The sequence below is a fragment of the Streptomyces kunmingensis genome (assembly GCF_039533535.1).
GTDB lineage: Bacteria > Actinomycetota > Actinomycetes > Streptomycetales > Streptomycetaceae > Streptomyces > Streptomyces kunmingensis.
This window is the reverse complement of the sequence record NZ_BAAATS010000006.1, coordinates 561591-581310: the sequence shown is the minus strand read 5'-3', so window position 1 is coordinate 581310 and position 19720 is coordinate 561591. Positions and strand designations below refer to the sequence as shown.

At 71.8% G+C, this 19720-nt stretch carries 14 protein-coding genes and 1 pseudogene; 7 read left to right on the top strand and 8 right to left on the bottom strand.

The window, feature by feature from the left end:
- The first annotated feature begins 14 nt into the window (after window positions 1-14).
- Window positions 15-1607 carry a GMC family oxidoreductase gene (locus ABD366_RS10820; protein ID WP_425576953.1) on the top strand — a complete coding sequence of 531 codons (1593 nt, stop codon included), beginning with the start codon at window positions 15-17 and terminating at the stop codon, window positions 1605-1607.
- A gap of 20 nt (window positions 1608-1627) precedes the next feature.
- Here the strand turns inward: ABD366_RS10820 and ABD366_RS10815 are convergent, their stop codons facing one another.
- Entirely contained in the window at window positions 1628-2848 is a 1221-nt protein-coding gene (locus ABD366_RS10815) for a glycoside hydrolase family 64 protein (protein ID WP_324777036.1), read from the bottom strand.
- Window positions 2849-3093: 245 nt separating this feature from the next.
- Here ABD366_RS10815 and ABD366_RS10810 point away from each other — a divergent pair, with 245 nt between their 5' ends.
- Window positions 3094-3885: a VOC family protein gene (locus ABD366_RS10810; RefSeq protein ID WP_324777034.1), complete on the top strand. Its 792-nt coding sequence runs from the start codon at window positions 3094-3096 to the stop codon at window positions 3883-3885.
- 158 nt (window positions 3886-4043) lie between these two features.
- Window positions 4044-4286, top strand: coding sequence for a WhiB family transcriptional regulator (locus ABD366_RS10805; RefSeq protein ID WP_324777032.1), 243 nt, complete (start codon window positions 4044-4046; stop codon window positions 4284-4286).
- Between the two features lie 40 nt (window positions 4287-4326).
- On the opposite strand, the gene ABD366_RS10800 is transcribed toward ABD366_RS10805, so the two are convergent.
- Entirely contained in the window at window positions 4327-6804 is a 2478-nt protein-coding gene (locus ABD366_RS10800) for a prenyltransferase/squalene oxidase repeat-containing protein (RefSeq protein WP_324777030.1), read from the bottom strand.
- Window positions 6805-6934: 130 nt separating this feature from the next.
- Here ABD366_RS10800 and ABD366_RS10795 point away from each other — a divergent pair, with 130 nt between their 5' ends.
- From ABD366_RS10795 to ABD366_RS10785, 3 genes are read left to right on the top strand one after another with little or no spacing between them, the layout of a single operon-like run.
- Window positions 6935-7477, top strand: a complete 543-nt coding sequence (locus tag ABD366_RS10795; RefSeq protein WP_324777028.1) for a hypothetical protein — start codon at window positions 6935-6937, stop codon at window positions 7475-7477.
- Window positions 7478-7479: 2 nt separating this feature from the next.
- Window positions 7480-8694 carry a histidine kinase gene (locus ABD366_RS10790; RefSeq protein ID WP_324777026.1) on the top strand — a complete coding sequence of 405 codons (1215 nt, stop codon included), beginning with the start codon at window positions 7480-7482 and terminating at the stop codon, window positions 8692-8694.
- 47 nt (window positions 8695-8741) lie between these two features.
- Window positions 8742-9410, top strand: coding sequence for a response regulator transcription factor (locus ABD366_RS10785; protein ID WP_324777025.1), 669 nt, complete (start codon window positions 8742-8744; stop codon window positions 9408-9410).
- 89 nt (window positions 9411-9499) lie between these two features.
- On the opposite strand, the gene ABD366_RS10780 is transcribed toward ABD366_RS10785, so the two are convergent.
- The 4 genes and pseudogenes from ABD366_RS10780 to ABD366_RS10765 all read right to left on the bottom strand — a co-directional run bounded on the left by ABD366_RS10780 (window position 9500) and on the right by ABD366_RS10765 (window position 15525).
- Complete coding sequence (locus ABD366_RS10780; RefSeq protein ID WP_324777023.1) at window positions 9500-10477, bottom strand: acyl-ACP desaturase; 978 nt, start codon at window positions 10475-10477, stop codon at window positions 9500-9502.
- Between the two features lie 94 nt (window positions 10478-10571).
- Window positions 10572-11346 (bottom strand): annotated as a pseudogene (gene ddaH / locus ABD366_RS10775) (dimethylargininase).
- Between the two features lie 155 nt (window positions 11347-11501).
- Entirely contained in the window at window positions 11502-13835 is a 2334-nt protein-coding gene (locus tag ABD366_RS10770; RefSeq protein WP_324777021.1) for an excinuclease ABC subunit UvrA, read from the bottom strand.
- Window positions 13836-13890: 55 nt separating this feature from the next.
- Complete coding sequence (locus ABD366_RS10765) at window positions 13891-15525, bottom strand: ABC-F family ATP-binding cassette domain-containing protein (protein ID WP_324777019.1); 1635 nt, start codon at window positions 15523-15525, stop codon at window positions 13891-13893.
- Window positions 15526-15823: 298 nt separating this feature from the next.
- Here ABD366_RS10765 and ABD366_RS10760 point away from each other — a divergent pair, with 298 nt between their 5' ends.
- Window positions 15824-16483 (top strand): GOLPH3/VPS74 family protein, encoded by a 660-nt coding sequence (locus ABD366_RS10760; RefSeq protein ID WP_324777017.1) that lies wholly within the window; start codon window positions 15824-15826, stop codon window positions 16481-16483.
- 890 nt (window positions 16484-17373) lie between these two features.
- On the opposite strand, the gene ABD366_RS10755 is transcribed toward ABD366_RS10760, so the two are convergent.
- Both ABD366_RS10755 and ABD366_RS10750 read right to left on the bottom strand, forming a co-directional pair.
- Window positions 17374-18708 (bottom strand): DUF58 domain-containing protein, encoded by a 1335-nt coding sequence (locus ABD366_RS10755; RefSeq protein WP_344441539.1) that lies wholly within the window; start codon window positions 18706-18708, stop codon window positions 17374-17376.
- The gene (locus ABD366_RS10750) at window positions 18705-19676 is read right to left on the bottom strand and encodes an AAA family ATPase (protein ID WP_324769462.1); all 972 of its coding nucleotides are present in this window, start codon (window positions 19674-19676) and stop codon (window positions 18705-18707) included. Before ABD366_RS10750 ends, ABD366_RS10755 begins: the two co-directional genes overlap by 4 nt.
- Window positions 19677-19720: the final 44 nt, after the last annotated feature.

Sequence of the window (19720 nt, the reverse complement as noted above, 5' to 3'; positions counted from 1 at the left end):
TCGAGGGAGCCGAGTTGAGCAAGGACCGTACGTACGACTACGTCATCGTCGGGGCCGGGTCCGCCGGATGTGTGCTCGCCGGACGACTGAGCGAGGACCCGTCGGTGCGGGTCGCCCTCGTCGAGTCCGGGCCGCGCGACCGCAAGCCGGAGATCCGGATACCGGCCGCGTTCCCGAAGCTGTTCAAGACGCCGTACGACTGGGACCACGCCACGTCGAAACAAGGCGCCCTGGCGGATCGTGAGTTGTACTGGCCGCGCGGCCACATGCTGGGCGGCTCGTCGTCGCTCAACGCCATGATGTGGGTGCGCGGCCACCGCGACGACTACGACGCGTGGGGCGAGGCCGCCGGGCCCGAGTGGGCGTACGACCGGTTCGTACGGTACTTCCAGCGCGCCGAGCGATGGGGCGGCCCCCGCGACGAGAAGTCCGTGTACGGCACGCTCGGCCCGCTGCACATCTCGCCGCCGCGCCACGCCAACCCCACCACGGCCGCGTTCCTCGCCGCCTGCCGCGCCCAAGGCCTGCGCGACCTGGGCGAGTTGAACCAGCCCGACCACAGCGGCTTCGCCCTGACCCCGGTCAACCAGCACCGCGGCCGCCGCTGGAGCGCCGCCGACGGCTACCTCAAACCCGCCGCGCGCCGACCGAACCTCGACGTCTACACCGGCGCGCGCGTCACCCGCCTCGACTTCGACGGCCTCCGCGCCGCCGGCGTCGTCGCCGAGGGCGTAACCGCCGGCACCCTGCGCGCCACCCGCGAGGTGATCCTCGCCGCGGGCGCCATCGGCTCGCCGCACCTGCTGCAACAGGCCGGTATCGGAGACCCCGACACCCTCGCCGCCGCCGGCATCGACACCCGCGTCTCCTCACCCGGTGTGGGTCGCCACCTCCAGGACCACCTGTCCTACGCCGTCACCGTCCGCTGCCCGCGCCCCGTCTCCCTCACCGGCGCGGACACCCCCGCCAACCTCGCCCGCTTCCTGCTCGGCGGCCGTGGACCGCTCACCTCGAACATCGGCGAGGCCGTCGCCTTCCTCAAGACCCGGCCCGAACTGCCGGCTCCGGACATCGAGTTGGTGTATGCACCCGTACCGTTCGTGAACCACGGACTGACCCCGCCGACCGAGCACGGCATCACCCTCGGCGTGATCCTCCTCCAGCCGCGCAGCGCGGGCCGCATCACACCGACGGGTACGGGCGCCGCCGCCCGCCCCCGCATCGACCCCGGCTATCTGACGGACGACGAGGACCTGCGCACACTCGTCGCGGGCGTGCGCCGGGCCGAGGAACTGCTCGCCGACGGCGCGCTGCGGCCCCTGCACTCGGAGCCCATGGCCGGCTACCCGGGCGTCGTCGACGACGAGACGCTCGCCCGCTCGATCCGGTCCCATGCCGAGACCCTCTACCACCCCGTCGGCACCTGCCGGATGGGCGCCGACGCGGGCTCCGTCACCGACCCGCGGCTACGGGTCCGCGGCACCGAGGCGCTGCGCGTCGTCGATGCCTCCGTCATGCCGCACATCACCCGCGGCCATACGCACGCGCCGACGGTCGCCCTCGCGGAGAAGGCTGTCGAGCTGATCCGCGAGGACGCCGCCGGCTGAGGTGACGAGAGAGGGACCGGTCAGGAACCGACGCTCACCGTGAAGCGGCGCGGATTGCCGTCGTTGGCCGCGCCCGACACGTCGGCCTGCCCGTCGGGACGCACGTCGTCGTACGGGAACGCGTACCCGATGGGCGAGTTGGCGTGCACGATCCGCGACCAGTGGTTGGTCGTGGCGTCCTTGTAGTAGTCGCCCGAGCCGGCCCCGTTCGGCTGCGTGGGATGCGTGAGCATGATGCTGCGGTTGAATCCGGCGGCGAGCCGGGCCAGCAGGCCCTTCTTGTCGTCGGAGTCGCCCGGGTTGTTCGTGAACGGCCCGTGGTTGCAGGTGAAGATGTCCTTCGAGGTCGGCTTGGTGAAGGTGTGCCCGCCGTTGAAGGTGAGCGTGTCACCGCTGACCCGGCCGGTGAACACACCGCGGCCGCCCTGAAGGTCGATCTTGAGGTCGGTCGAGCGGTACTTGTCCCAGACCTGGTCGATGTAGCTGTTCCACACGGAGCGGAACGGCATCTCGGCGGGCCGGTCGAAGTACGGCGCCATCAGGTTCTGCGGCGAGATGACGCGCAGCACCTTTCCGTCGTCGCCCTTGATGACGAGCTTGTCCCAGGGCTGCCCGTCCTTGGCGGCCTGCGCGGTGAGATCCGCGGCGATCTTGTCGACGGCGCCGTCCGGCAACGGGGCGACGGTGTGGGTGGCGTCGCCCTCCAGGGTCAGTCCGATCGGCAGGGCCGTGACGAGGTCGACGTAGCTGATGTTGGCGTACAGCTGGTCGGAGTTGAAGGTGAACTCGGCGAACGACCAGGTCTTGCCGTAGTTCGCGTCGGTCGGCGTGGCGAAGGCCGGCTCGACCAGGCCGGGGCCGGGGTTCAGGAAGAAGTCCAGCGTGTCGTCGCGGACGAAGTAGACGCGGGCGCCGTACATCTGAGGCAGCGTCACCACCTTCGGCGCGGAACCCGCAGCGCCCAGCGGGATCGCGCAGTCCACGGGCAGCGGTGTCTGCGGGGCGCTCGGCGACTCCGGGCGGTAGACACTGCCGTCGGCGCGCAACAGCACCCAGTTGCCGGTGGACTGCTCGTGGCCGGTGACGTACGCGCGCACGGTGCCGGGCAACGACTTGTTCTGCAGAGCCAGTTCACAGGTGGCGGGAGCGGCGCCCGCCGTCCAGGCGGGAACGGACAGGGAGGCGGCGGCAGTTGCGACGGTCGCCCCGGCGCCGGCGAGGAACATCCTGCGCGATATCACGATCGCTCTCCTGAAGTGTGGGGGGTGTGTGGGGAGCCCCACTGTGGCCAGAGGGACAGAGGGCGTCAAGACTTAAGACGGAGAGCGCTCTCAATTTGTGTTTATGTTCAAGGGTTGAAGCTGGGAGGTATCGGGGCCATTGGTCCGTACCTGACCTGGTCACCGCGGTGCGAAGCCGATTGTCAGTGGGCGGTGGAAGACTCGGCAGTCCACGAGAAGAAACCCTCGACGAGGAGGGCACCACCATGATCACCACGGATTTCGTGAACGGCGCGCCGAACTGGCTGGACCTCAGCACCCCCGACCTGGACGGCTCGATCGCCTTCTACGGCGGAGTCTTCGGCTGGCAGTTCCGGGCCGGTGGCCCCGAGACCGGCGGGTACGGGATGTTCCGGCTCGAGGACAAGACGGTGGCGGGCGCCATGACCGTCACCGCCGACCAGGGCACGCCGGGCTGGACGGTCTACTTCCGCAGCACGGACGCGGAGTCCGTGGCCAAGGCCGCGGAGCAGGCCGGGGGCACCGTGTTCCTCCAGCCGATGGACGTGCTCGACCAGGGCCGCATGGCGATCCTCGCCGACCCGGGGGGTGCGGCCTTCGGTATCTGGCAGCCGGGAGAGCACAAGGGTTTCGGCCACGTGACGCAGGACGGCGGGCTGAACTGGGTGGAGCTGTACGCCCCCGACGTGTCCGCGGCGAAGGCGTTCTACGGATCGGTCTTCGGCTGGAGCACGTTCGACGTCGAGTTCCCGGGTGGCTCATACACGACGGTCAACCCGGCGGGCGCGGACGAGGACGCGATGTTCGGGGGTATCGTCCCGCTGGACGTCGACCCGGCCGAGGCGCAGGCGGGCGCGCACTGGACGCCGTACATCCATGTGCCGGACGTCGACGCCGCCGCCGACGCGGCCCGGAGGCTGGGCGGCACGGTGCGCACCGCGCCGGTCGATCTGCCCGGGGTGGGCCGCATCGCGAAGCTCTCCGACCAGTTCGGGGCCGGGTTCGCGGTGATCAAGGGCAACCCCGACCAGCAGTGAACGGCCAGCGCCGACCGAGCCGCGGTGACCGGCCGACAGTGACCGACCTGCGGTGACCGGCCGGCACCGGCCGTTCGGGATGCGTGCGGAGCCGCTCGGCGAGCCGCGTTGATCGTTCATTGATCAATCGTTTTTCGCCGGGCGGCACCCTCGTCACCATGCACGCGAACACGACCCTCACGCCCGCCGGCCCCACCTGGCAGGACCAGGCCCTGTGCGCCCAGACCGGCGGAGACTTCTTCTTTCCCGAGCCGGGCAGCTCCGTCCGCGAGGCCAAGCTGATCTGCCAGATGTGCGAGATCCGCCCGGCCTGCCTGGAGTACGCCCTCACCCACGACGAGCGCTTCGGCGTCTGGGGCGGCCTCTCCGAGAAGGAGCGCCACCACCTCAGGCGTACGTGACCCCTCGACTGCCCGGAACCTCCCAGCTGCCCGGGACCCCTCAGGCGTACGTGACCTCGAACTCCCGGGTCCCGGCGGGCACATGGACGTCGTCGCCGAAACCGGTCACGTCCAGGTTCCGGCCGTCGGCGACGGCGGAGCGCACCGGCCCGAAGCGGCACGGATAGACGAACCGCACCCCGTCCGGCGCCGCCCCGATCCGCACGCTCACCCGGCGCGCGCCCGCGTCGTGCGTGAGCCGGTACCCGAAGGGCTGCCCGAACAGGGTCGGCGCGTCCTCGACCGCCACGCTCTGCGCGTCCGGCACCCAGTGCGGCCGCACCCCCGGGGCGATGTACAGATGCGGATCCCGGTCCTCGTCCGCCTCGAAGAACAGGATGTCGCGGACGAGCAGCAGATACTCGGCGGCGGCCCAGCCGTGCGGGATGTCGCCCATGTACCAGTGCCGGTCGGGCACCTCCTGGAAGTCCGACGCGATCGGGAAGGCGTGCTGCTCGTTCCACGCGCCGAGCGCCACCGCCCGGTCCTGCGTGCGCGGGAACGCCGACCGCACCACCCAGCCGAGCAGCGCGTCGGCCCGCTCCGGGTTCCCGGCCAGCAGATAGGCGTGCGCCAACTGCATGGTCAGATAGGGCCCGTACGCGTTCCACGCCGCCTCGTGCCGGAAGCCGCCGGTCACGAAGTGCGCGTACATCGTGTCGAGCGTGAACCGGGCCGCCCGGTCGATGTCGTCGCCGAGCTTGCTGCCCATGTGCAGCCGCAGCGGATGGAAGTAGGCCGCCGCGCCGATCATCGTCGAATCGAGCCGGCCCACGTCGCCGGGACCCGTCGGAAGGTACGTCTCCCAGGCGCCCCGCCGCCGCTGCTCGGCGAGGACCCAGCGCATCGACGCGGCGGTCGCGGCCTTCACGTCATCGAAGGCATGCCATAGTTCGGGCACTTCCGGCGCACCGATCCGCTCCGCGAGCCGCGCCGCCTCGTAGAGTCCGGCGAGGCCCCACAGGTCGTCCCAGTAGTGCGGCTTGTCGCGCTCGCCGAGGTGCTCGGCGCTCCACCCGCTGTGCAGCAGACCGAACCCGTCCCGGTTGTCCCGCAGCCACCGCGCGCCGTCCACCACGTACGGGGTGTAGAGCTTGGTGCCGAACGCCGCGGACCGCCCCGAGGTCCGGTCGAAGCGGCCGATCGCCCACAGCGCCTGCCCGTTGCTGTCCCACTCCCGGTCGTCCTTCTCGTGCGGACCGCCGTAGAACCCGTACTCGGCGCACGGCCCGATCCGCCCGCCGCCCCGGTTGAACTTCAGCGGGTAGTGCGTGCCCAACTGCCGTTCGGCCAGCGCGGAATCGCCCGCCAGCGAGCACGCCGTCGCCTCCACCGACGAATCCCGGATCCAGAACGAGTCGTACACGGTCGGGCCCGGATGGATCTCCCCGACGTCGGACAGGATGAGCAGCTCGGACCGCGCCTGCCGGAACAGATCCGTCAAATGGGCCACCGGACGCGGCAGTTCGGGCTGCACTCCCTGATGGAGCAGCTTGTCCGTCCAGAACTCCCGGTTGGCGGCCTCCAGCGCGTCGGCCGGGGCCGCACGCAGCTCGGCGAGATCGTCGGACCCGCTGTACAGGTCGACGGGCAGCCGGACATCGACCTCCATCAGCTCGTCCTCCGCCACCCGGTACGGCCAGGTGAACACGGCGCTGCACAACCCCGCGACCTGGTCCTGCGCCTCGGCCGCCCCGCTCAGCTTCCCGGCCATCACCAGGTCGCGGAACGGGCTGTGGCGCACGTACACATCGGGATCGGTGCTGAACTCCGGGTTCCCGTACACCCCGAACTGCTCGGGAGCGGCGTCGAACACAGGCCCCCAGCCGCTGTTCGTCTCGACGCGCCGCTCACCGGGCAGATACCGCAGGAACGTCAGGCGACGGTCGGTGATCTCCCGCCCGTTGCGGTCGTGCCGCTGGAACCCGCTCGGCCCGGCCGGCAACACCGCCGCGCACAGCAGGCCGTCCCGCGTCTGCCCCGTCGGCGAGCCCACGGTCACCCGCGTCACGACGGCGTCCCGCTGCCGCGCCCCGACCGGCGTCGCGAAGGTCCGCTGGACGAACTCGACCCCGTTCGCCGTACGGAACGTCGTCAGCACGACGGGCAGATGCGGAGCCTCCGTACGCTGCTCCACCGTCCCGCCGTCCGTCAGCTGCGGCAGGCTCAGCACGCCCGTCGCCGGGTCGAAGAGGAAGAACGACAGGCAGTACTTGTCGTAGACCGGCTCGATCTCCCCCGCCTGTCCGACCAGGGACTCCTGCCGATGGTCCTTCACCCCGACCATGCCCCAGTACCGGTACAGCGCGTTCGAGGCGAAGGCCGCCTCCTTGGAGTCGTACGTCCCGGCGTCGAAGTCGTCGCTCCACCGCCGCAGCGCCTGCTGCGCCCACCACGGCACCGGATACGGCACCTGCGCCCGCCCGGCCCAGCTGCGCCACATGACCTCGTAGAACATCCACTCGTGCGTCTGCGCCATGGAGTTCACCCCCTGGACGCACCGTGGCACCGCAGGAGCACCTCGGCTAGGCCCTGTCAGCGCCATCTCCACCCACGGTTCCACCCATGGGTCCAGGTGCCGGAGGCCTTGTCACAGCAGGCTTGAGGGCATGACAACGACCGAGTGGATCACCGACATCGCTCTCCTTCTCGTCGTCTTCCGGCAGCTGCGGGAGGGCCGCTTGGACCTCAGGTCCTTCCTCGTCCCCCTGGGGATCGTGGCCTTCGTGGCCTACTCGTACCTCGACACCATCCCGACGGCCGGCAACGACCTGCTCCTTATCGGGGTCCTGATGGGCGTGGGCGCCGCGCTCGGCATCGCCGGCGGCGTTTACACCCGGATCCGGGCCGCGGGCGGCCACCTCCTGATCAAGGCCGGCGCGGTCTCGGCGGTCCTGTGGGTGCTCGGCATGGGCGCCCGGATGGGCTTCCAGCTGTGGACCGAGCACGGCGGTGCCGACGCCGTGGGCCGGTTCAGCGTCGCCCACCACATCACCGGCGACCAGGCCTGGGTCGCCGCGTTCGTCCTGATGGCGCTCACCGAGGTGGTCACGCGGCTGGCCACGATCTTCGTACGGAGCCGGAAGGTGCGTCCCGCGCCGACCACCGGGACGACCGCTCCCGCCGCGCCCGTTCTCGACCGCACCCTCTGACCGTGCGTTATGGTCTGGCCGTGCCCGCAACCGAGACCGATCCGCCGCCCGGGGCGGCCCCTCACGAGGGGGCCGGCCAGCGGCCGGTTCCCGGCCACGATTCGCGGGTGCAGTGGGTCGGGACCCTCGCGGTCATCGTCGCCGGAATCCTGACGATCCGGCCCATGGGTTTCAGCGGCCACGGCCTCGCGGTGGCCCTCCTCTTCGTGGTCAACTGCGCGGCGCTGCTGGCCCGTCGGCTGCCCGAGGTGAAAGTGCCCCCACGGGCCGCCCTGGTCTGGCTGACGCTCGGCATCGTCGCGGCGGCCGCGCTGATCGGTGTCAGCCGCAGCGGAACGGGCTACCTGTTCGCCTTCTTCATCGCCGGGCACATCGGATACCGCCTGGAGACCAGACCGGCCCTCGTCCTCGCCCTGTTCTGCAGCCTGTTGTGCGCCGCGGTCCTGTACTTCCGCCTCGGCCCGGGCCACCACGAAGTGCCCTGGCTCCTCGGCCTCGTCACCGGCGCCCCCGTCGTGGTCGGCATCGTCAACCGCAGCCGGCACCGCGCCATCCTGGCGGTGATCTCCGCGGCGGAGTCGGCCGAACGGGCCGCCCGTGCCGAGGCCCGCACCGCCGTACTCACCGAACGCAGCCGGATCGCCCGGGACGTGCACGACGTCCTGGCGCACTCGCTGGCCGGGATCAACATGCAGCTGGAACTGGCCGACGCCCTGCTCGACACCGGCGACCTGGACAAGGTCCGCGAGGCCAACGGCAAGGCCCACAGCATGGTCAAGGAGAGCCTGAAGCAGGCCCAGTGGACCGTGCACGCGCTGCGCGAGGACGCCCTGCCGCTGCTGGAGAGCCTGACCGCGATGATCGAATCGTCCGGCCACCGCTCCGCCCTCACCGTCACCGGGACCGCCCGGGAGGTACCGGCCCGGGTGACCCAGAATCTGCTGCGGATCGCCCAGGAGGCGCTGACCAACGCGGCCCGGCACGCGCCCGGCGCGGAGGTCCGCGTGGAGCTGACGTTCACCGCCGCGTCGACCACGCTGCGGATCCGCAACGGCCCGGCCGCCCGCGCGGCGACCGCCGGGACCGGCAGCGGCATGGGACTGATCGGCATGCGCGAACGTGTCGCCCTGCTGGGCGGCACCCTCACCGCGGGCCCGGTCGTCGAGGGACCGGACCAGGGCGGCTGGCAGGTGGAGGCGGCGATCCCGGATGAGTGAAACGGGCCGAGATGAGTGAGCACGGCGAGAAGAGTGAGCGGGCCGAGATGAGTGAACAGACAGCAGGGCAGGCGAAGTTGAGGGTCATCGTCGCCGACGACCAGGCCGCTGTCCGGGAGCCGCTCGCCGCGGTGCTCGGGCTCTCCGAGGACATCGAGGTCGTCGCGGCCGCCGCGGACGGTACGCAGGTGCTGACCGCGGTGGCCGCAGCGGGGCCGGTGGATGTGGTCCTGATGGACCTGCGCATGCCGGTCATGGACGGCACCGAGGCGACCCGCCGGCTCAGCGAGGAGCATCCGGAGGTGGCCGTCGTCGTGCTGACCACGTTCGCCGACGACGACTCGATCCTGGCCGCGCTGAGCGCCGGGGCCCGCGGCTACCTGACGAAGAACGCCGGGCGCCAGGGCATCGTCCGGGCCATCCGGGCCGCCGCCGCCGGGCAGTCCGTCCTCGACCGCGAGGTCCAGGACCGGCTGCTCGCCACGGTGCGGACCAAGGCACCGGCGCCCGGCGGGGCGCTGCCGCAGGACATCACGCCCCGGGAGCGCGAGGTGCTGGCCCTCATTGGCCAGGGCCTGCCGAACCGGGCCATCGCCGAGAAGCTGTTCATCAGCGAGGCCACGGTCAAGACCCACATCAACAACCTGTTCGCCAAGGCGGGGATCCGCGACCGGGCCGACGCGGTGCGCCGCGCTCTCTCGGCGGGCCTGGCCTGAGAAGCGGGTACGGGTACCGATCCGGGGCCGGACGTGCTGAACCGCCGGTCGCGCACAACCGGCGGTTCGATCCGGCCCGAGGCCGTCCGTCAGGCGTTCGCCGCCCGCGCGGCCAGTCGCGCCTTGCGGGCGGCCAGCTTCTCGTCGAACTTGGCGGCCTCGCTGTCGAGCCCGTTCATGAACAGGCCCAGCTCCTCCTGTGCCTGGAGACCCTCGGGGCCGAGCCCGTCGATCTCCATGATCTTGAGGAACCGGAGCACCGGCTGGAGCACGTCGTCGTGGTGGATGCGGATGTTGTAGACCTCGCCGATCGCCATCTGCGCCGCCGCCCGCTCGAAGCCGGGGATGCCGTGGCCCGGCATGCGGAAGTCCACGACGACATCGCGCACCGCGCGCATCGTCAGGTCGGGGGCGATCTCGAAGGCGGCCTTCAGCAGGTTCCGGTAGAAGACCATGTGCAGGTTCTCGTCCGTCGCGATGCGCGCCAGCATGCGGTCGCAGACCGGGTCGCCGGACTGGTGCCCGGTGTTGCGGTGCGAGATGCGGGTGGCCAGCTCCTGGAAGGCGACGTAGGCGACCGAGTGCAGCATCGAGTGCCGGTTGTCCGACTCGAAGCCCTCGCTCATGTGCGCCATGCGGAAGTTCTCGAGCTTGTCCGGGTCGACGGCGCGCGACGCCAGCAGGTAGTCGCGCATCACGATGCCGTGCCGGCCCTCCTCCGCCGTCCAGCGGTGCACCCACGTGCCCCAGGCGCCGTCCCGGCCGAACAGCGACGCGATCTCGTGGTGGTAGCTGGGGAGGTTGTCCTCGGTCAGCAGGTTTACGATCAACGCGGTCCTGCCGATCTCCGTGACCTGCGACTGCTCCTTCTCCCAGGCCTGGCCGTCCTCGAAGAAACCGGGGAAGTTACGGGCGTCGGACCAGGGCACGTACTCGTGCGGCATCCAGTCCTTGGCGACCTGCAGATGCCGGTTGAGCTCCGTCTCGACCACTTCTTCCAGCGCGTGCAGGAGGCGGGCGTCGGTCCAGGTGGTCGACGATCCGAGGCGGGGAGAGATGACGGTCACGAGGGCTCCTGGGGGACGGAGGTACAGCGAGCGGTATTACCTACGGTGTCGTAGGTTACGTTGCCGTAGGTTAAGCGCTCGATAAAGGGTCGCGTCACGCTTGGAGCCCTCTGAGCCGGACTGAGAGGCACGTCACACACCCCTCCAGCTTCTCGAACTCCGAAATGTCGACCACCACCGGGTCGTACCCGAGATCCGCGAACAGCTCCGCCGACCTGGGAGCACTCGCCGCCATCAGCAGCCGGTCACCGCCGAGCAGGACGACATGGGCGCCCGCCTCCTCCGGCACCGGCAGGAAACGCGGGAAGAGCGAGGCATGATCCGCCAGCGGCCCGTGTCCGACGACCGTCCCGTCGGGCAGCGCCGTCACCGCGGACTTCAGGTGCAGCACCTTGCTGACCGGCACGGGCACCACGCGCGCCGAGCGGCTCGAAGACGGCCCGTAGCTGCTGTACGCCCGCCGCGTTGGTGCGCCCGCCCCGCCCCGCGTAGAGGGTGTCGCCCACCTTCAGTACGTCGCCTCCGTCGAGCGTGCCGGGCTCCCATATCCAGTTCACGGAACAGCCGAGCCGCGCCACCGCCTCCTCGACCCCGGGGGTCTCACCGCGCCGGGACTCGGCACCGGGTCGCGTGATCAGGGCGACGTTGCGGAAGACGACCACCGTGTCCTCCACGAACACCGCGTCCGGGCAGTCGTCGGCCGGCTCCACCAGGAAGGTCTCCCAGCCGTGCGCCTCCAGCGCGGCGACGTACCCCTGCCACTGCGTGAGCGCCTTGCCGGCGTCGACGGGCGTGCGCTCCACGTGCGTGACCAGCCCGTCCGCGATACGCGGTCCGGGGCGGCGGACGAGGGCCTTCTGGCTGGGCACGGGGTACTCCATGACTGGTGCTGGTGCTGGTGCTGGTGCTGGTGCTGGTGCTGGTGCTGGTGCTGGTGCTGATCGTGGTGCTCGTGACAGTTGTGCGCTGATGACGGTGACGGCGCTCATCATGCACAGCCCGCGGGGCCCGGCGGAATCCCCTGTTACGCGGCCGTCACCTCCTCCTCACCGGCCCCCTGCACGCCCTGGACGGCCCGCCGCAGGTGCGCCGCGGTGAACGAGCCCGATGCGTCGAGGAGCTGGGCGGGTGTCCCCTCGAAGACGACCTGCCCGCCGTGCCGGCCGCCCTCGGGGCCCAGATCGATCACCCAGTCCGCACGCCGGATCACGTCGAGGTTGTGCTCGACGACGACCACGGTGTTGCCCGCGTCGACCAGCCGGTCCAGGAGCGCCACGAGCCCGTCGACGTCCGCCATGTGCAGTCCGGTCGTCGGCTCGTCCAGGAGGTACGTCGCGGCGGTGCGGTGCAGTTGCGTGGCCAGCTTGATGCGCTGGCGCTCGCCTCCGGAGAGCGTGCTCAGGGCCCGGCCCAGCGTGAGATAGGTCAGGCCCACGTCGCGCAGGGCACGCAGCCGGCGGCGTACCGGCTCCTCGCCGAGGCCGGCGAAGAAGGTCAGGGCCTGCCCGGCCGTCATGTCGAGCACGTCGGCGATGCTGCGGCCGCGCACGGTGAGCCGCAGCACCTCGTCGCTGAAGCGCCGGCCCCCGCAGGCCTCGCACCCGGTGGTGACCGGGTCCATGAACGCGAGGTCGCTGTACACGACCCCGCGCCCCTGACAACTCCCGCACGCGCCGATGGAGTTGAAGCTGAACAGGCCCGCCTCCGTGCCCGTCTCGCGGGCGAAGGTCCTGCGTACGGTGTCCATGATCCCGAGGTACGTCGCCGGGGTGGAGCGGCCCGAGATCCCGATGGAGGACTGGTCGACGACCACCGCGTCCGGGTGCGCGGCGCGCAGGGCGCCCGAGACGAGGGAGCTCTTGCCGGACCCGGCGACCCCGGTCACCGCGGTCAGCACCCCGGTCGGCACGCGCACGGTCACGTTCCTGAGATTGTGCAGCGCGGCCTCCTCGACACGGATGCCGCCGGTGGCCTCGCGCGGGTGCTCCTTCACGCCGCCGGAGCGGCGCAGGCACCGGCCGGTCAGGGTGTCGGCGCGGCGCAGCCCGTCCGGGGGCCCCTCGTACATGACGCGCCCGCCGTCCGCGCCGCCCGTGGGCCCCATGTCGACGACATGATCGGCGACGGCGATGACATCGGGGTCGTGCTCGACGACCAGGACCGTGTTGCCCTTGTCGCGCAGGCGCAGCAGCAGGTCGTTGAGGCGGCCCACGTCGCGCGGGTGCAGGCCCACGCTCGGCTCGTCGAAGATGTACGTCATCCCGGTCAGGCTCGATCCCAGGTGGCGCACGGTCTTGAGGCGCTGCCCCTCGCCGCCGGAGAGCGTCGACGTGGGCCGGTCGAGGCTGAGGTAGCCGAGCCCGATCGCCTCGATCCGTTCGAGGGCGGCGACGGCGGCCGCGGCGATCGGCCCGGCCACCGGATCGCCCGCCTCGACGAGACGCCGCAGCACCGGGATCAGCTCGCCGACCTCCATCCGTGTGCAGTCGGCGATCGAGCGGCCGTCGATCCGGGTGGCGAGCGCGGCGGCGGCGAGCCGTGCCCCCTCGCACAGCGGGCACGGGCCGTCCTTCAGGTACCGCTGCACCATGTCGCGGGTGCGCTGGCTCAGCGACGACAGGTCGCGCTTCAGGTACAGCCGCTCGAACCGGTCGGCGAGGCCCTCGAAGGCGATGTCGCGGCTGCCGCCGGTGTTGTCGACGTTCACCCGCGCGCCGCGCCCGCGCAGGAGGAACTCCCGCTCCGCGGCGCTGAACTCGCCCACCGGCCGCGTCGTGTCGAGGTCGGTGGTGTTCGTGTACGTCTGGCCCTGCCAGGTGCCGGCGGCGAACGGCGGGAACAGCACGGCGCCATCCGCGAGCGACTTCGCCGGATCGAGGATGCGGTCGTAGTCGGGCCGTACCGTGCGCCCGAGCCCGTCGCACCGCGGGCACATGCCGCTCGGATCGTTGAACGAGTACGCGGTCGCCGGTCCCGCGCTCGGCGTCCCGCACCGCGAGAACAGCACCCGGATCACCGAGTAGACGTCCGTCATCGTGCCGACCGTGGACCGGGAGTGCCCGCCGATGGGCTTCTGGTCGACGACGATCGCGGGGGAGAGGCCCTCCAGGGCATCCGCGTGCGGCCGCTCGTGCTTAGGCAGCCGGTTGCGTACGAACCACGGATACGTCTCGTTGAGTTGGCGCTGCGACTCGACCGCGATGGTGCCGAAGACGACCGACGACTTTCCCGAGCCGGAGACTCCGGTGAAGACGGTGAGGCGTTCCTTGGGTATGCGCAGGGTCACGTCCTGGAGGTTGTTCTCACGAGCGCCGACGATGTGCACGAAGGGGTGGCTGGGCCTGTTTGTACTCGGCATGCTCCCGACGCTAGGCCCGATACCGGACACCTCCTGTCGCCTTACCCCGCGCCCCTCACGGGGCCGGGACGTCACGGAGGGTGCCGTCCAGCTCGAGCCACCGGGTCACCCCGATCGACCTCAGGAACGGCAGGTCATGGCTGGCCACGATGAGCGCCCCCTCGTACGACTCCAGGGCCGAGGTCAGCTGCCGGACACTCGCCATGTCCAGATTGTTGGTCGGCTCGTCGAGCATGAGCAGCTGCGGCGCCGGTTCGGCGAGCAGCAGCGCGGCGAGGGTCGCCCGGAAGCGTTCCCCGCCGGACAGAGTCGCCGCCGGCTGGTCGGCCCGTGCCCCCTTGAACAGGAAGCGGGCCAGGCGGGCCCGGATCCGGTTGTTGGTGGCGTCCGGCGCGAACCGTGCCACGTTCTCCGCGACACTCAACTCCTCGTCCAGCACGTCGAGTCGCTGCGGCAGGAAGCGGAGCGGCACATGCGCCGTCGCCTCGCCCTCCACCGCGGCGAGTTCGCCGGAGATCGTGCGCAGCAGCGTCGTCTTGCCCGCGCCGTTGCGCCCGACCAGGGCGATGCGCTCGGGGCCGCGCAGCTCGAACTCGCCGTCCACGCGGGCCCCGTAGGCCAGACGCAGACCGCGCAGGGTCAGTACGGACCGGCCCTGCGGTACGGCGGTGCGGGGCAGGTCGACGCGGATCTCGTCGTCGTCCCGTACCGCTTCCACCGCCTCGTCCAGGCGCTCCCTCGCCTCGGTGAGTTTTCCCTCGTGCATGATGCGGTGCTTGCCGGCGGAGACCTGGGCCGCGCGTTTGCGCTCGCCCATGACGATCTTCGGCTCGCGTTTGGTGTCCCACATCTTCTGTCCGTAGCGCTTGCGCCGCGCCAACTTGACCTGCGCGTCGGCCAGTTCGCGCTTCTGCTTCTTCAGATCGGACTCGGCTACGCGCACCAGCCGCTCGGCCGCGTCCTGTTCGGCGGCGAGGGCCTCCTCGTATGCGGAATAGGACCCGCCGTACCAGGTGACCTCGCCGCCGCGCAGATCCGCGATCTGGTCGACGCGTTCCAGGAGTTCACGGTCGTGGCTGACCAGGATCAGCACCCCGGGCCACGCCTCCACGGCCGCGTACAGGCGCTGCCGCGCGTACAGGTCGAGGTTGTTCGTCGGCTCGTCGAGGAGCAGTACGTCGGGCCGGCGCAGCAGCAGCGCGGCGAGCCGCAGCAGCACCGACTCGCCGCCGGACACCTCGCCGATGGTGCGGTCCAGGTCGACGTGGCCGAGGCCGAGCTCGCCGAGCATGGCCTCGGCACGCTCCTCGACGTCCCAGTCGTCACCGACGGCGGAGAAGTTCTCCTCGCGTACGTCGCCCGCCTCGATGGCGTGCAGCGCGGCCCGCGTGCCGGCGATGCCCAGGGCCTCGTCGACGCGCAGCGTGGTGTCGAGCGTGATGGTCTGCGGCAGGTAGCCGATCTCACCGGAGACGCGGACGGTGCCCTCGGCCGGGGTCAGTTCGCCGGAGATCAGCTTCAACAGGGTCGATTTACCTGCCCCGTTGACGCCGATCAGGCCGGTGCGGCCCGGGCCGAAGGCGACCTGGAGTCCGTCGAAGACCCCGGTGCCGTCCGGCCAGGCGTAGGAGAGGGCGGTGACGGCGACGGACGCGGGGCCGGAGTGGTGCAGGGGAGCGTTGGTAGACATACATGCCTCGCGGTTGCTCGGTGGCGAACGGTGACGGGATACGACGCGTTCGAGACACCGCGGGTCACGGGCAACAAAAAAGGGCCTGTTCCGGCGGGGAGGACGGCTCGGGATGCCGAGGTCTCGCACGGCGACATGGACGCGGCTGGGCGGCACGTGGGAAAACGTGCGCTGCGTGACCATGCGCGGTGTCTCAGGACCTCAGACGAGCAACGTCCTACTCCGATCGACGACAACAGAACCGCTATACACCGTAAGAACCTGCCGTCGGGGGTGTCAACCGATTAACGTGGCGCGGGTGCCCCATGGCTCCCTCTCCGTCCCCGCCCGCCTCTTCCTCCTGGCGTACGACACCGGCAAGGACCGGGGCGCCGGCGCCCCTGATCTGCCGCTCGCGATCCGTGCGGCGGTCCTCGCGGAGCTGGCCGGGCGGGAGCTGGTCCACGAAGTCGACGGCATCGTGACCCCGGTGCTCGGCGCGCGGACCGACGACCCCGTCCTCGACCAGCTCATGGAGCTCATCGAGGAGTCCCGGCCCAGGAAGTGGCGCGGCTGGATCACGCACCGGGCCCGGTCCACGCATGCGCTGGTGCGGGAGGGGCTGGTCGAGGACGCCTATCTGCGCCCGGGCCGGCGCCGCGTCCTGGGCCTCTTCCCCAGTACGCACTACGCGCTGGAGCGGGCCGGATACGTGGAGATCCTGCGCGCGGAGGTGCTGGGCGCGGCGACGGGCCCGACGCCTCCCGCCGAGGTCCCCCGCGAGGACGCGACCCTGGCGGTCCTGGCCGCGTCGGGTCATTTCCGGGCCCTGCTCTCCTCCCGCGACCGCCGCCACCACAAAACCCGCCTGGAGGCCCTGGCCCACCGCGCGGGCCCGCACCTCCCCCCGATCGCCCGAGCCCTGGAAAAAGCAGTCAAATCAGCAGAAGAAGCAAGAACCAACGGAGGAGGCGGCTAACCCCGCCCGGCCCGAGGCCACGAGAAACGGCGCCCCCACCCCCGCCAGGGGCGCGGGGAACTGCGCCCCCAGCCCCGTCCAGGGTCGCGAGGATCGGCGCACCCAACCCCGTCCGGGGTCGCGAGGATCGGCGCCCCCACCCCCGCCAGGGGCGCGGGGAACTGCGCGACAAGCCCCCACCGGGCCCGCACCCGCCAACGACGGGACCCCCACCGAGGGGCGCGGGGAACTGCGCGACAAGCCCCCACCAACCCGAGCCGGACACACCGACCAGCCCCCGGCACGGGCCCGTCAGCGACACCACCGCCGCACAAACCACACGCACACCCCCGCACCCCCCACCACAAGAACCCCCGCAGCAACCACCCGCCCACCCCCGACAACCCCCACAGGCACCGCAGCCGCCCCCAACACCACCAGAGCCCCCACAACCGCCCCGGCCCCTTCAACCCACACCCGCGCAACACCCCGCCGCCCCACCGAAGAGCCCGCCCCAGAAGAGCCCGCCCCAAAAAGCCACGTATCGCTCGCCACCAGGTACGCCACCAGCAGCACGGCCACCCCACCGCCCTGCCACCCCCGCGTCTCACCGACTCCCGCGACGGCGACCGCCCCGCAGGCCAGGACCGAGGTCCGGTGCCGTGCGAGCCGATGCGTCCAGCGGGCCGACGCCAATGAGGGCCGCCGGTCCACCCCGGGCGCCGCCCACGCCGCGAACACCACCGCCCCGGCGAACAGCACCGCCCAGACCGCGGAGTGCACCGTCTCCCACGGCCGCCCGGCCATCACCAACAGGGCCACGCCGAGGACACGTACGGGCAGCGTCCGGGCCTCGTGCCGGGCCCAGTGGGCGACGTAGCGCGGCCAGGACACGCGCTGCTCCCGTACGGTCATCGAGGCCGCCCGCCCACCCGGCCCGACAGCAGCGGCGCAAGGGCCAGGTCCAGCGGCTCACCCACGGTGTGCCGCAGCACCGGAACCCCGCTGTCCCGCAGCGCGAACCGCATCGCGTCCCGGTCCGCGTGCCACAGCCGCAGCCCCAACTCGCCCGCGGCATCGCCCGGTTCGACCCGGGGGTCACCGCTCGGGATCTCCACGACGACGGGCCGCCGGGCCCGCCCCTGCAGATCCCGCAGCACCTTGAGGATCCGGGCGTCGCTCAGCGGCGTGAACACGTACACGAGGGCGCCCTCCGGCAGTGCGGGCTGCGGTACGCGCTCCAGGCCGGGCGCGTCGAACCGGCGGTCTTTGCGGACGTCGAGGACGCTCTCGACGATGCGGTAGAACGCGGCGTCCCCGGTCGCGGGCCGCAGCCACCGCGTCGTGCCGCCGGTCGAGACGACGCCGACACGGTCGTGGGTGCGCAGATACGCCCGGGCAAGGCCGGTGGCCGCCCGTACGGTTTCGTCCAGCGACGAGACCCCGGTCGCCGGGTCGACGACGTCACCGAACGCGTCGAGCAGCATCACCGTGTCGGCGGCCCGCTCGGCCGCGAACCGGTACAGCTGCACCGTGCCCCGCCGGGTCGTCGACGGCCAGTGGATCCGCCGCTGCCGCTCACCCGGCTCCCAGGCGCGCACCCCGATGATCTCGACGCCCTCACCGGTCTGCGCCGCCGTGTGCTCGCCGAGCCGCTGCGGCAGCCGCGCCGGGATGGGCGTGAACCGGGCGTGCGTGGCGTGCGGGAACACCGAGACGTCCACCGCGTTGACCCGCACGGAGCGGCGCACGGTGCCCCCGGCGTCGTACACGTCGAGGTCCACGGGCCCCAGTGACCAGCGGCCCCAGCGCAGCGCGGTGTGGCGCAGCGTCACCGTGGAGCGTCCCGCGACGACCTCGTCGAGCCGGAAACCGGGGCCGAGCGTGACACCGGGGTCGAGACGGACGGCGCCGCCGTCGTGCGCCACCGAGATCCGCACCGTGACGGTGTCCCCCTCGAAGCAGCGGCGCGGCTCCACCGTCACCGCTGTCTCGATCCGCCGGACGTAGGCGCGCGGCAGCGACAGCGCGAGGAGCACCAGCGGCGCCGCGGCGAGCGCGAGCAGCCACGGTTTACCCGTGAGAAGGGCCGCGCCGAGCGCGACGACGGCCGCGGACAGCAGCCGCAGGGCCCGTTCGCCCGGCCGCGGACCGCCGGGCGGCGGGGCGGGCGCCTGCGCCGCCTCGGTCCGGCCTTCGAGAGCGCGCAGCGCGGCGGCGTCGGGCCGGCGCACGGGTGGCGTCATGACGGGACGGCGGCGGTGCGCCGTGTCGAGGGCGTGGCGACGCCGGCGACGATCTCCCGCAGCACGTCGTCCGTGGACACCTCGCGCACCCACAACTCCGGTCGCAGCGACACCCGGTGGGCGAGCGCCGGTACCGCGAGGGCCTTCAGGTCTTCCGGGATCACGAAGTCGCGGCCGTTCAACACCGACCGGGCGCGGGCGAGTTGCACGAGTGCGAGTCCGCCGCGCGGGGACGCGCCGATGCTGATCTGGGGGTGCTCGCGGGTGGCGCCGACGAGTGCGACGGCGTACGCGAGAAGGTCGTCGTCGATCTCGACGCGCTCCACCGCGGCCCGCCAGGCCACCACGTCGGCAGGGTCCGCGAGCCGGTCGAGGACGGCTTCGGGCGCGGCCCGGTCGACCCGGGCCCGCAGCATGGACAGCTCCTCGTCGGCGGCCAAGTAGCCCATGCGCACGCGGAGTTGGAAGCGGTCGAGCTGGGCCTCGGGCAGCGAGTACGTCCCCTCGTACTCCACGGGGTTGGCGGTCGCGATGACCATGAACGGGTCGGCCAGCGGACGCGTCGCCCCGTCCACCGTCACCTGCGACTCGGCCATCGCCTCCAGGAGCGCCGCCTGCGTCTTGGGCGGCGTCCGGTTGATCTCGTCGGCGAGCAGCAGATGCGTGAAGACGGGCCCCGCGTGGAACACCATCTCGCCGCTCCGCTGGTCGTACAGGGACGCCCCGGTGACGTCCGACGGGAGCAGGTCCGGGGTGAACTGGATGCGGCGGAAGTCGAGGCCGAGCGTGGTGGCGAACGAGCGGGCCAGCAGCGTCTTGCCGAGGCCGGGCAGGTCCTCGACGAGCACGTGCCCGCCGGCCAGCACGCCCAGCATCACGAGTTCGAGGGCGTCCGGCTTGCCCACGACCGCACGGCCGACCTCGCGCAGCACGGCGGAGGCCTGATCGCCGACCTGTTCGGGCGTCATGGACCGAGGTGGCGAGACCCGGGGCTGTACGGAGGCCGGTAGGG

Bases quoted from the DNA above. Each gene is read 5' to 3' on its own strand.
- ABD366_RS10810 (WP_324777034.1), top strand. From the start codon at position 3,094: ATGATCACCACGGATTTCGTGAACGGCGCGCCGAACTGGCTGGACCTC.
- ABD366_RS10805 (WP_324777032.1), top strand. From the start codon at position 4,044: ATGCACGCGAACACGACCCTCACGCCCGCCGGCCCCACCTGGCAGGAC.
- ABD366_RS10800 (WP_324777030.1), bottom strand. From the start codon at position 6,804: ATGGCGCAGACGCACGAGTGGATGTTCTACGAGGTCATGTGGCGCAGC.
- ABD366_RS10795 (WP_324777028.1), top strand. From the start codon at position 6,935: ATGACAACGACCGAGTGGATCACCGACATCGCTCTCCTTCTCGTCGTC.
- ABD366_RS10785 (WP_324777025.1), top strand. From the start codon at position 8,742: ATGAGTGAACAGACAGCAGGGCAGGCGAAGTTGAGGGTCATCGTCGCC.
- ABD366_RS10770 (WP_324777021.1), bottom strand. From the start codon at position 13,835: ATGCCGAGTACAAACAGGCCCAGCCACCCCTTCGTGCACATCGTCGGC.
- ABD366_RS10765 (WP_324777019.1), bottom strand. From the start codon at position 15,525: ATGTCTACCAACGCTCCCCTGCACCACTCCGGCCCCGCGTCCGTCGCC.
- ABD366_RS10755 (WP_344441539.1), bottom strand. From the start codon at position 18,708: ATGACGCCACCCGTGCGCCGGCCCGACGCCGCCGCGCTGCGCGCTCTC.
- ABD366_RS10750 (WP_324769462.1), bottom strand. From the start codon at position 19,676: ATGACGCCCGAACAGGTCGGCGATCAGGCCTCCGCCGTGCTGCGCGAG.